Source organism: Pseudomonas sp. 05N434, assembly GCF_056396965.1.
Genome location: NZ_JBFTMK010000271.1, coordinates 1 through 11766, shown reverse-complemented (window position 1 = coordinate 11766; position 11766 = coordinate 1). Strand labels below are relative to the sequence as shown.

General features: G+C 56.8%; 13 protein-coding genes, 1 tRNA gene and 2 pseudogenes. 12 read left to right on the top strand and 4 right to left on the bottom strand.

The window, feature by feature from the left end:
* Positions 1–283, bottom strand: a pseudogene (locus AC1DLB_RS17650) (M48 family peptidase); the annotation flags it as partial.
* Between the two features lie 97 nt (positions 284–380).
* Here AC1DLB_RS17650 and AC1DLB_RS17645 point away from each other — a divergent pair.
* Entirely contained in the window at positions 381–620 is a 240-nt protein-coding gene (locus AC1DLB_RS17645) for a sulfurtransferase TusA family protein (protein WP_007941445.1), read from the top strand.
* 31 nt (positions 621–651) lie between these two features.
* Complete coding sequence (locus AC1DLB_RS17640) at positions 652–1722, top strand: AI-2E family transporter (protein WP_018926779.1); 1071 nt, start codon at positions 652–654, stop codon at positions 1720–1722.
* Positions 1723–1811: 89 nt separating this feature from the next.
* Here AC1DLB_RS17640 and AC1DLB_RS17635 read toward each other — a convergent pair whose 3' ends face one another.
* Positions 1812–2285, bottom strand: a complete 474-nt coding sequence (locus tag AC1DLB_RS17635; protein ID WP_018926778.1) for a peroxiredoxin — start codon at positions 2283–2285, stop codon at positions 1812–1814.
* A 10-nt stretch (positions 2286–2295) separates the two neighbouring features.
* Positions 2296–2856 (bottom strand): glycine cleavage system transcriptional repressor, encoded by a 561-nt coding sequence (locus AC1DLB_RS17630; protein WP_007898662.1) that lies wholly within the window; start codon positions 2854–2856, stop codon positions 2296–2298.
* A gap of 326 nt (positions 2857–3182) precedes the next feature.
* Between AC1DLB_RS17630 and dapA the strand changes: the two genes are divergently transcribed.
* The 6 genes from dapA (at position 3183) to AC1DLB_RS17600 (ending at position 7659) form a co-directional block, all read left to right on the top strand.
* Entirely contained in the window at positions 3183–4061 is an 879-nt protein-coding gene (gene dapA, locus AC1DLB_RS17625; RefSeq protein ID WP_477785355.1) for a 4-hydroxy-tetrahydrodipicolinate synthase, read from the top strand.
* Positions 4062–4078: 17 nt separating this feature from the next.
* A complete protein-coding gene (bamC, locus tag AC1DLB_RS17620) occupies positions 4079–5194 on the top strand; it encodes an outer membrane protein assembly factor BamC (protein WP_018926776.1) in 1116 nt (371 codons plus the stop codon).
* 4 nt (positions 5195–5198) lie between these two features.
* On the top strand, positions 5199–5957 hold the full coding sequence (locus tag AC1DLB_RS17615; protein ID WP_477743391.1) for an MBL fold metallo-hydrolase: 759 nt from the start codon (positions 5199–5201) through the stop codon (positions 5955–5957).
* Between the two features lie 28 nt (positions 5958–5985).
* On the top strand, positions 5986–6699 hold the full coding sequence (purC, locus tag AC1DLB_RS17610; RefSeq protein WP_018926775.1) for a phosphoribosylaminoimidazolesuccinocarboxamide synthase: 714 nt from the start codon (positions 5986–5988) through the stop codon (positions 6697–6699).
* Positions 6700–6783: 84 nt separating this feature from the next.
* Positions 6784–6873: transfer RNA gene (locus AC1DLB_RS17605), tRNA-Ser, on the top strand.
* A gap of 504 nt (positions 6874–7377) precedes the next feature.
* Positions 7378–7659 (top strand): hypothetical protein, encoded by a 282-nt coding sequence (locus AC1DLB_RS17600; RefSeq protein ID WP_237229566.1) that lies wholly within the window; start codon positions 7378–7380, stop codon positions 7657–7659.
* A gap of 510 nt (positions 7660–8169) precedes the next feature.
* On the opposite strand, the pseudogene AC1DLB_RS17595 reads toward AC1DLB_RS17600, so the two are convergent.
* A pseudogene (locus AC1DLB_RS17595) lies at positions 8170–8571 on the bottom strand (NUDIX domain-containing protein).
* A gap of 205 nt (positions 8572–8776) precedes the next feature.
* On the opposite strand from AC1DLB_RS17595, the gene AC1DLB_RS17590 reads away from it, so the two are divergent.
* From AC1DLB_RS17590 to AC1DLB_RS17575, 4 genes are all read left to right on the top strand, one after another.
* Positions 8777–9274 (top strand): hypothetical protein, encoded by a 498-nt coding sequence (locus tag AC1DLB_RS17590; protein ID WP_064619715.1) that lies wholly within the window; start codon positions 8777–8779, stop codon positions 9272–9274.
* Positions 9275–9988: 714 nt separating this feature from the next.
* Entirely contained in the window at positions 9989–10180 is a 192-nt protein-coding gene (locus AC1DLB_RS17585; RefSeq protein ID WP_018926774.1) for a YegP family protein, read from the top strand.
* 169 nt (positions 10181–10349) lie between these two features.
* Positions 10350–11276 carry a LysR substrate-binding domain-containing protein gene (locus tag AC1DLB_RS17580; protein ID WP_033064228.1) on the top strand — a complete coding sequence of 309 codons (927 nt, stop codon included), beginning with the start codon at positions 10350–10352 and terminating at the stop codon, positions 11274–11276.
* A gap of 52 nt (positions 11277–11328) precedes the next feature.
* The gene (locus AC1DLB_RS17575; RefSeq protein WP_258612575.1) at positions 11329–11691 is read left to right on the top strand and encodes a 5-carboxymethyl-2-hydroxymuconate Delta-isomerase; all 363 of its coding nucleotides are present in this window, start codon (positions 11329–11331) and stop codon (positions 11689–11691) included.
* Positions 11692–11766 lie beyond the last annotated feature (75 nt).

Below are 11766 nucleotides of genomic sequence, written 5' to 3'. Positions count from 1 at the left end.
GCTGTGGGCTGTTGATCAGGATGAACTCCAGGCGCCGGTCATTGACCTGGCTGGTCTCCACAAGCCGGTAGACGCTGGACTCGACGTAATCCTTGAGTTGCGGATCGTTGAGTTGCGACACCTGGCTGCGCAGCATCGCCAGCCACGCACGGCCCAGTTGGTATTCCTGTTGCGGCGAGACGATGGCAGAACTGGCGTCACCGAGTGACGGCAAGTCGTCGGCGAAGCCCGGTGAGGCGAGCAGGCAAGCGAGCGTCAGCAGGGTAGGGCGCAAAAAAGTCATGCACAAAGCCTTAGTCGACAAAGACGTTACTGTAGCCGGACACTACGCTTGGGACCAGATATTCTAAGCGACTCAACCCCTGCCCCGGAGTGATTCGATGACTGACGCTGTAACMCACGACGCCGAGCTGGACGCCAGCGGTCTGAATTGTCCGCTGCCGTTGCTCAAGGCCAAGATGGAACTCAACCGACTGGCCAGCGGGGCGGTGCTCAAGGTGATTGCCACCGATGCGGGCTCTCAGCGCGATTTTCGCACCTTTGCCCGATTGGCCGGTCATACGCTGCTTCGTGAAGAAGATGAGGCGGGCGTTTACCGCTATTGGTTGAAAAAAGCCTGAAACCTGCGGCGTTCGTTCCTAAGGATTATTGATGTTCAAAGTGTTACGCGACTGGATTCAGCGCTATTTCTCGGATGAAGAGGCCGTGGTGCTGGCGGTGCTGCTGTTTCTGGCATTTACCGCCGTACTCACCCTGGGTGGAATGCTTGCGCCAGTGCTGGCCGGGATGGTGCTGGCGTATCTGATGCAGGGGTTGGTGGTGATCCTCGAGCGCCTGCGTCTGCCGGGGGCCGCGGCGGTGGGGCTGGTCTTCGCGTTGTTCATGGGGGGGCTGCTGGTATTCATCCTCGTCGTGGTGCCATTGCTCTGGCATCAGTTGATCACGCTGTTCAACGAATTGCCCGGCATGCTCGCCAAGTGGCAATCACTGCTATTGCTGCTGCCCGAGCGTTATCCGCATCTGGTGTCGGATGAGCAAGTGCTACAGGCAATCGAAGTGGCGCGGGGCGAGATCGGCAAATTCGGCCAGTGGGCGCTGACGTTCTCGTTGTCGAGCTTGCCGCTGCTGGTGAACATCATGATCTACCTGGTGCTGGTGCCGATCCTGGTGTTCTTCTTCCTCAAGGACCGGGAGATGATCGGCCAGTGGGTGCGTGGTTACCTGCCGCGGGAGCGAGCGCTGATCACTCGAGTCGCCCAGGAAATGAACCGGCAGATTGCCAATTACATTCGTGGCAAGGTCATCGAAATCTTCATTTGTGGGGGCGTGACCTACATCGCTTTCGTGGCGCTGGGGCTCAACTATGCGGCGCTGCTGGCGTTGTTGGTGGGTGTGTCGGTAGTGGTGCCCTATGTCGGGGCGGTGGTGGTGACCGTGCCGGTGCTGCTGATTGCGCTGTTCCAATGGGGGTGGAGCGATCAGTTCATCTATTTGATGGCGGTCTACGGGATCATCCAGACGCTGGACGGTAACGTGCTGGTGCCGCTGCTGTTCTCGGAGGCGGTCAACCTGCACCCGGTGGCGATCATCTGCGCGGTGCTGCTGTTTGGCGGGTTGTGGGGCTTTTGGGGCGTGTTCTTTGCGATTCCCCTGGCGACGTTGTTCAAAGCCGTGCTGGATGCCTGGCCGCGCAAGGAGCCGGAGGTGTCGCCGCTGCTTTGATCGTCGATTTCAGGGCCCCCACAGGGTTCATGCCATCCCTATGGGAGCGGGCTTGCCCGCGAAGGCGTCCGAATAGACGCCAAAAAAAATCAGGCCTTGTTCAGTGCCTGAGCAGCCGCCAAAACCGCATCCACATGCCCCGGCACCTTCACGCCGCGCCATTCCTGACGCAGCACGCCATCCTTGTCGATCAGGAACGTGCTGCGATCAACACCCATATATTCCTTGCCGTAGAGCTTTTTAAGCTTGATCACGTCGAACAGCTGACAGATGGCTTCGTCCTTGTCGCTGATCAGCTCGAAGGGGAACTCCTGCTTGCACTTGAAGTTTTCGTGAGACTTCAGGCTGTCGCGAGATAGGCCGAACACCTCGGTGTTGGCCGCCTTGAACGCCGCGTACTGGTCGCGAAAACCCTGGCCTTCGGTGGTGCAGCCCGGCGTGCTGTCCTTCGGGTAGAAGTAAATCACCACTTGCTTGCCTTTGAGGGCCGCGAGGCTGACGGTCTGCCCGCTGGTGGCGGGTGCTTCGAAGTCGGCAACCGGTTGGTCGATGGCTACGGCCATGAAAGCTTCCTTACATTGGGTTTTGTGGGCGCCACGGTTCAATCAGTGCGTCCAGGTTCATGGCGTCGGCGAAATCCAGGAACTGGTCGCGCAGCCAGCTGATCTGGGTGCCGGCCGGCAAGGTCACGGTAAACGTGGCGTTGAGCATGGTGCCGCCGGTCTGCGGAGCCTGATAGGTGTCGCAGGTCAGATTCTCCAGCTCGACGTTGTGGTCCATGAAGAACTGGCACAGCTCGTTGATGATGTCCGGGCGGTAGGCCGAGCTGACGTAGGCGACGTACGGCAGGGCCTGGGGGCGGTTCTCCAGGGCTGCGCTGCGCACCACGTTGACAGTGAAAGCGTGTCGTTTGGCCAGTACTGGCAGACTGCCTTCGAGGCGCGCCAGGGCGTCCCAGCTGCCGGAGATCTCAAGGATCAGCGCGCTGCATTCGCCATGACGCGTCAGGCGAGAGGTGACCACGGCGCAGCGGTTTTCATGGCTGGCGCGGCACAGGACGTTAGTCAGCTCCATGGGGTTGGCGCCGAGGGCACTGATGACAAGGAATTGTTCGCGAACTGTGGGGGTGGACATGCAGCATTCCTAAAGCGATGAGCGGTCGATACTGTTTATGGGCTTTTTGCCGGGACGAGCCTGCGGATGCGAATTCACAAACCCCCAGCCGAAGGTTGCAACGTGCTCCAGTATGGCAAGAGCGAGGGGTGGCAACGCTGGATCGGGGCTTGTGATGCCGAAAATGGAGGCTGGAAACCGGCGTACGAGCTTATCAGTACCGATCAAAGTCTGAAGGGTAGCGAAAAGCAGCGCCAAGGGGAATGGCGGCAGCGCAGTACTTCGCTTGTACAAGCATCTTGGCGCCAGTACCATTACCGCTCTCTTTTTCCGGCAGGAGCGGTTGCATGATTGCGGGCAGTATGGTGGCACTGGTCACACCCATGGATGCACAGGGTCGTCTCGACTGGGACAGCCTGAGCAAACTGGTGGACTTCCACCTGCAAGAGGGCACCAACGCCATCGTGGCGGTCGGCACTACGGGTGAGTCGGCCACGCTTGACGTGAACGAGCACATCGAAGTGATTCGTCGCGTGGTTGCCCAGGTTGCAGGGCGTATTCCGGTGATCGCCGGTACGGGCGCCAATTCGACGCGTGAAGCGATCGAACTGACGACCAACGCGAAGAACGCTGGCGCCGACGCGTGCCTGCTGGTAACCCCTTATTACAACAAGCCGACGCAAGAAGGCCTGTACCTGCACTTCCGCGCCATCGCCGAAGCGGTCGATATCCCACAGATTCTTTACAATGTGCCGGGTCGTACCGCGTGCGACATGCAGGCCGAGACGGTAATCCGCCTGTCGACCGTGAAGAACATCATCGGCATCAAGGAAGCCACGGGCGACCTGCAGCGCGCCAAGGACATCCTGGCCGGCGTGAGCAGCGACTTCCTGGTCTATTCCGGTGACGATGCGACCGCGGTCGAGCTGATGCTGCTCGGTGGCAAGGGCAACATTTCGGTGACCGCCAACGTTGCGCCGCGCRCCATGAGCGAGCTGTGCGCCGCTGCGATGGCCGGTGATGCCGTCAAAGCCCGGGCGATCCACGAAAAGCTGATGCCACTCAATAAAACCCTGTTTATCGAATCCAACCCTATCCCCGTGAAATGGGCGCTGCATGAAATGGGCCTGATGCCGGACGGTATCCGTCTGCCGCTCACCTGGCTCAGTGCTGCCTGTCACGAACCGCTGCGGCAGGCCATGCGCCAGTCCGGCGTCCTGGTTTAATTGAGGAAGTACTACGCATGAAGCGAATGGCCGGACTTTCCGCACTTGCCTTGATTATCTCCAGCACCAGTGGCTGCGGATGGATCTGGGGCCCGGAAGGTTACTTCCGTGACCGTGGTAGCGATTACCTGGAAGCGCAACAGACTGCACCGATGCAACTGCCACCGAACGTCAGCACCTCCAAGCGTCTGGATCCACTGTTGCCGATCCCGCGCAATGTGGCCGACGATACAGCCAAGGGCGAATATGTCGTGCCTCGTCCGCAGCCGCTGTCGGCGGCGGCTGATATCAGCGCCTACTCCTTGCAGAAGAGCGGCGATTCGCGTTGGATCATGGCGCAGAACCCACCGGCCGAAGTCTGGCCAGTGGCCGTGCAGTTCTTCCAGGACAACGGTTTCCGTCTGGACGAACAGCGCCCGCAAACCGGTGAGTTCACTACCACCTGGCAACATTCCGACGAACTGTCCGCAGCCATGGCCAAGCGCCTGAGCGCGGCCGGTGTCGGCGCCGACAGCGAAACCCGCGTACGGGTGCGTATCGAGCCAGGCGTGCAGCGCAACACCAGTGAAGTCTATGTGGTCAGCGCCGAGCGTCCTGCCGGCAGCACCGCCAACGTCGATTTCACCAATCGTTCGGTCAACACCGGCCTGGACGCAGCATTGGTCGACGACATGCTCGCGAGCATGAGCCGCACTTCGGAGAAGGGCGGTTCGGTCTCCATGCTGGCCTCGCGTGATTTCGATACGCCAAGCCGTGTCAGCCTGACCGAGGATGGCAGCGGCAACCCGGTGCTCAACGTCGGTACCGACCTGGATCGTGCCTGGTCGAGCGTCGGTCGTGCGCTGGAACAGGGCGAATGGCGTGTTGAAGACATCAACCGCAGCCTGGGCCTGTACTACATCAACCTCGCCGAAAAGGCCGAGAAGAAGGATGAGCAGCCAGGTTTCTTCGGCAGCCTGTTCGGCAGCAAGCCGAACAAGGAAGAAGTTGAAGCCCGCGCCGAGCGTTATCAGGTTCGCCTGAGCAAGGTCGGCGAGAACGTACAAGTCACCGTCGAGAAAAACATCAACACCGTGGCGCCAGCAGACGTGGCGCGCAAAGTGTTGACCGTGATTCAGGACAACCTGGGCTGATCGCATGCGTTTTGCCGTTCTCGGCAGCGGTAGCCAAGGGAACGGCACGCTGGTAGCCAGCGATGACACGTATGTGCTGGTGGATTGTGGTTTCTCCTTGCGGGAAACCGAAAAACGCCTGCTGCGCCTTGGGGTAAACCCTGCGCAGTTGAGCGCGATACTTGTGACCCACGAACATGCCGATCACGTGCATGGCGTGGGTTTGCTGTCTCGGCGTTACAATCTGCCTGTCTACCTCAGTCGCGGGACCTTGCGCGGGATGCGCAAACCGATTGAACCCGCAGGCCTTCTGGCTGGCGGCGAGCAACTGCAAATCGGCCATCTGAGCATCGGCGTCATTGCCGTGGCCCATGATGCACAGGAGCCGACGCAGTATGTTTTCAGCGACGGTCAGCGGCGTTTCGGCCTGTTGACCGACCTGGGCTCATACTGCAACAAGGTGCTGGACGGCTATCGGGACCTCGATGCGTTGATGATCGAGGCCAACCATTGCCGTGACATGCTGGCTCGCGGTCACTACCCGTACTTTCTCAAGCAACGGGTGGGCGGTGAATTGGGACATTTGAACAACCATCAGGCGGCATTCCTGGTGGCCGAGTTGGGCTGGCAAGGCCTGCAACACCTGGTCCTGGCCCATCTGAGCAGCAAGAACAACCTGCCGCAGCTGGCCCGGCAATGTTTTGTCGACACCCTCGGGTGCGACCCGGACTGGCTGCAACTAGCCGATCAAGATTCAGGGCTCGACTGGCGACACATCGCCTAGCCCACCTACTTAGCAAGCGGAGCCCATCATGGAAAAACGTGAAGAACTCTACCGCGGCAAAGCCAAATCGGTTTACAAGACCGACGACGCTGACCGCTTGATCCTGCTGTTTCGCAACGACACCTCGGCGTTCGACGGCAAGCGTATCGAGCAGCTCGACCGCAAAGGCATGGTGAACAACAAGTTCAACGCTTTCATCATGCAGAAACTCGAAGCAGCCGGCGTGCCGACTCAATTCGACAAACTGCTGGGTGACAACGAATGCCTGGTGAAAAAACTCGACATGATTCCGGTCGAGTGCGTCGTGCGTAACTACGCCGCCGGCAGCCTGGTCAAGCGCCTGGGTGTTGAAGAGGGTATGAAGCTCAACCCTTACACCTTCGAACTGTTCCTGAAGGACGACGCCAAGGGCGACCCGTTCATCAACGAATCCCACGTAGTGGCATTCGGTTGGGGCACCGCCGAGCAACTGGTTCGCATGAAAGAACTGTCGCTCAAGGTCAACGAAGTCCTGAGCAAACTGTTCGACGACGCCGGCCTGCTGCTGGTCGACTTCAAACTCGAATTTGGCGTGTTCTCCGACGGCTCCATCGTTCTGGGCGACGAATTCAGCCCGGACGGCTGCCGTCTGTGGGACAAGGCCACCAAGAAGAAAATGGACAAGGACCGCTTCCGTCAGGGCCTCGGTGACGTCATCGAAGCCTACGAAGAAGTCGCCAACCGTCTGGGCGTACCGCTTTAATCGACGCAAGCATCTGATAGCACGGAAAAAAATCGCTAAAGGGGGTTCGCTTCCGGCGATTGTGCTGTTATGATGCGCGCCGTTGGAGAGATGCCAGAGTGGCCGAATGGGACGGATTCGAAATCCGTTGTACCTTCACCGGTACCTAGGGTTCGAATCCCTATCTCTCCGCCATACATAGAAAAGCCCCGTAGATGAAAATCTACGGGGCTTTTTCGTTTCTGGTTTTTTGGTTTAGGGCATTTTTAGGGCAAGAGCGAAGGTTGGTTGGCTCGGTTACATCGCCGATAAAATAGAAGGCCCAAACATGATCCTAAACGGGTCAGCATCAGAGGATTGGGCGCATTTAAGATCGCATAAGCTAGTTGTGGATTACGGGTGGTTTGCCCGTCTCATAAGCAGCCGGAAGACTTTTCGGCTCTCTCTAAGCGCTCACCGCACATTTCATGGATCGCGCGTTTAAGTGCCCTTCTGCTCGCTTGGGGAGGAGGGCTCCGCATCCATACGTCGTGCGATGACATCAAACAAGTCGCAGTCATCACGCAGCGGAATGAAGCAGTGCGAAGTCGCCGCGAGCGACGTGATACTCCGGGCATTCCACCAATCCCAGCAACTCGCTAGAGAAAGTGAGCTACAGTTTGTGTAACCACGAAGTGGCGCTTTCAATTGGAGAGAATCATGCTCGCAAGCATTACCGATGGAGTCTCACCAATGAGAGCATTCATCGCGCTGGTAATGCTGTTGTTGGGCAGCGCGATGGCTTACGCAGCCACATTCGATGGCTATCAATGCCAGGGTGACTGCTCAGGGCATCAGGCTGGGTATAACTGGGCAGAGCAGAATGATATTGATGACGAGAACTCATGCAGCACGCCTTCTCAGTCATTCAACGAAGGTTGTCAGTCGTACGTTGAAGACGGCAGCGGAGTGGCCTCATCGGATGACGACGAAGAGGAATGAGTGACTTGATGACAGCATCGTTGAGCTCTCATTGATCTGAAACGGGAGGTTGTATGAGAAAGGCATTGTTTTTGGCGGCTGTGGTGGCGGCAGTAGCGCTTTCAGGGGATGCTTATGCTCGTGGTAGCAGTTACGGCGGGCATTCTTCGTACAAGTCTAGTTATTCTTACGGAAGTCGTTCTGATCATACCATCAGTGGGTATACGCGAAGTAACGGAACGTATGTCGGACCTTCCCACGCTACAAATCCAGATACCACTAGGAATAATAACTACAGTACGAAAGGGAATGTGAACCCGTACACTGGAAAATACGGCACCAAACCTCGTGATAGTAAGTAGTTGGGCGAGATGGACTCTTGACTATGAGCGCGTCAGGTGACGGCTAACAGCTAAGTTGCTAGCGTAGAGGTGGTGACGCGCCTTAATGATTATGCCGACGCAGCAGGCTAGTGAGATTACCGAACTGCTGCTGCATAAATGGGCGTGCCGTACAGGTGGCAATTGAGTGTCAATTCTCCATTGGCGCTTTAGCGAGACTAAGTCTTATAAATCCCAACGCATCTTTGTAAATCTGATGCCACGCTTCTGAGGGCTCACTCATTAATGGATGCCAAAAAAAAATGAACTCATGTCCTCCATCATCTTCAGTATGATGAACCCAACATGACACTCATGGAATGCCCACATGTGGTCCTGTTATATGCGAGCGCAACGTACCCAAATCTCGTATCACCTTGCCTTGAATCCCGGCTTCTTCGACCAGCTCTCGTGCAGAGGCCACTTCAGTTGACTCTCCGGATTCCACGCTACCTTTGACCAATTGCAGACCTGCCAGCGGATGCTCAAAAGCCAAAATTTCTAGCGTTTCACTTCTCCGTAGCACTACCGGGCAGGCTTTATCTACCGTCATGCCATCTTCTCCTTGGCTTGTAATTTCAGCTGTTGATCAGTTGGAAAGCCTAGGTGATATCAGCTAACAAGAAAACCCAATTGATATGTGGACATCGTTAAGGTGCATTAGCCATCCGCTTTTGAGCCTAGGGTGAACGAGTGATGTGATGGCAAGGTGCCCAGAGAGCAGCTAAGATCAGCCAATCTTTCCTAAGGATATCGACATGAAAGCAGGGATAGCGGCAACGGTTGTACTTATCGGTATTGCCATTTCATCTACTGCCAGCGCTCAATGGGATACAACCATTCAGGACGACATCTTCTCAGGCGACAAGAAAGCAATGCTTCTCGGCAACATCAGTCCGAGCCAAGCGGTTGCATTCGACTGCGATTCGGATGGCCTCTCCCTCGCACTCTTGCAAGAAGAAAAATGGGCTGATGGGCGGACCAGCTCAGAGTGGAAACTTCTCATCAAAGTAGACAAGGGTGAGATCCATCGCTTCACAGTAGAGAGCGCGAAACGCAATAACCAATACACCCAGTACGTCACTCGTGAGAAAGAGGAAATCCTCAAGGTTTTAGCTGATCTTCGTGAGGCGAAGTCAGTGATCCAACTTGGGCTCCAGTCGGAAGAGTTTGACTCTAAATGGTCTGGGACCGTGTCCGTAGGTGGATCTACACGAGAAACGGATAAATTCACACAAGCATGCAAATTGAAGTGAATGGACAACAGCGGCTGTGCGATCCGAGACCGCTTTTCACAACACCAAGAAAACTATCATGAAGGCGGGTATAGCGGCAGCAGTTGCACTGATTGGGACTCTATTAAGTAGTGGTGCCATGGAGTCAGACGGGAACCGGCTACTGCTAGCCTGTAAAGCCGGGATCAAAAGTGGCAATGGGTGGCGAGACCTAAATAGGTAGACGTCAGTCATTCTGCTTCTGATCATTTCTTGGCCAGCGCCAATTTTTTCGATTTACTTCAATTGCGTTCGGTTTTCGGGCTGAGAAAATAAATCTTGCTGTTTTTTGGGTGGTGCTAAAGCACGGCGTTTGTTGGAGGGGGATGTCGTTTAGGTGAGTCTCCATCTCTCCGCCATACATAGAAAGCCCCGTAGATGAAAATCTACGGGGTTTTTTCGTTTACGCAGTTTTTTCCGTCGGGCTATTTTCGCATTCGTCCTGCTTTCCCCCGAGTTTTTGGTGTCGGAAAAATCAGCACAACAGCGTAAGAAAGATATGTCCGTCCACAGGAAAAGTAACTCCACCAAGTCGTTCTGATTACCGTCCCCCGTATTCATTGATCGTTTCGGCAATCAAGGTTTTTCCTTCGAAATATCCCCTGACATTGAAAGACGTTGCCGCAAAAATTCCTCATCTACTCTGGTTTCGCAGGTCTCTGATCTGTCGTAATCAGCCATCGCAAGGAGCGATCAATGTACTTTGAGATTTACAGGCAAACCCGTGGCACCTCACAGACCGGCAAGGGCCAATGGCGCTGGCGTTTGCGAGCGGGGAATCATGAAACGATTGCCAGTGGGGAGGCTTACGTCAACAAGTCTGATTGCGTGCATGCCATCGATTTGATCAAAGGGACTCAAGAGCAGACACCGGTCAAGGAGATATAGGTTCCAGGCGGTGAAGCTGCTCAATCAGAGCAGCTTCGTTTCAGTCGGGCGCTCCTGAGTGGTAAGTGCCCCCGGATTTTATGGATCGGGTCGTTTGCCAACCTGCATAGACGCCGATCGCGACACCTCCCTAAACTGTCATCCAGTCTTGGGGACCGGGGTGCAACGGATGAATCGCAACGAACTACGCAAGGCCGACATCAACCTGATGGTGGTGTTCGAGACATTGATGCTCGAACGCAACGTCACGCGGGTGGCGGAGAAGCTGTTCCTCGGTCAGCCGACCATCAGTGCGGCGCTGAACCGCTTGCGGACGATGTTCAACGATCCGCTGTTCATTCGGGTCGGCCATCGCATGGAGCCGACAGCGCGGGCCGAGGAGATCATTCAGCATCTGTCGCCGGCACTGGATTCGCTGTCGGTGGCCTTGAGCCTGACCCACGATTTCGATCCGCTCAGCAGCACCATGACGTTTCGCATCGGGCTGTCGGACGATGTCGAGTTCGGCCTGTTGCCACCGTTGCTGCGCGCCTTGCGCCAGGAGGCGCCGAAGGTGGTGTTCGTGGTCCAGCATGTTGACTACTGGCGCATTCCCGACTTGCTGGCGTCTGGCGATATCACCGTTGGTATCAGCCAGACGCGCGGTCTGCCGGCCAACGCCAAGCGCAAATTGTTGCGTCATATCCAGCCCAGTATCTTGCGTGCAGATGCGTCGGATACGCCGTTGACCCTCGATGAATATTGCGCGCGGCCGCACGTGCTGGTGTCCCACACCGCCAATGTCAGTGGCTACGCCGATGAATGGCTGGCGGAGATTGGCCGAACACGCCACGTCGTGCTGTCCGTTCCGCAATACAGCTCATTGCCGGCGTTGCTCGCCGGCACCGATCTGATCGCCAGCCTGCCTGACTACACGGCGGAGGCGATGGCCGCGTCAGGCCAACTGTTCAAAGAGCCGTTTCCGTTCAAGACGCCGACCCTGGACCTGTCCATGGTCTGGCTCAGTCATGTCGACAGCGACCCGGCTGAACGCTGGCTGCGCTCGCGCCTGGAGGCGTTCATGAGTGAACGTCCGATCCTTCCGCTGACAGAGTGAGCAGGGCGGTGTTATATCTACGACCTTTCTGCCAATCCTCAGGAACCCCGTCATGCCCCACCTGCACATGGAATACACCGCCAACCTGTCCGAACTGAATGCCGATGTGGCATTGATGCGACTCAACAACGCGCTGGTCGCTTCGGGGCAGTTTGAAGAGTTCGACATCAAGGCCCGTGCGGTGAAGGTCGAGACTTTCAGGGTGGGTACCGCACCGGGCGAGCGGGCGTTCATGCATGTAAAGCTGTCGTTATTGAGCGGTCGCTCGCCGCAGATCAAGAAGCAGTTGTCCGAAAGCCTGCTGGCCGTGGTGCAGGATGTGTGCGAATGGCCGGTCGGGGTTGAGGTTCAACTCTGTGTGGAAATCATCGACATCGATCGAGAGTCCTACACCAAGACTGCCATCGGCCTCTGAGTTTCAGGCCATTTCCTGCTCGGCGCAGGCCTTGATCACTTGCTCGCGCAGCCAGGTGTTGGCGCTGTCCTGGTC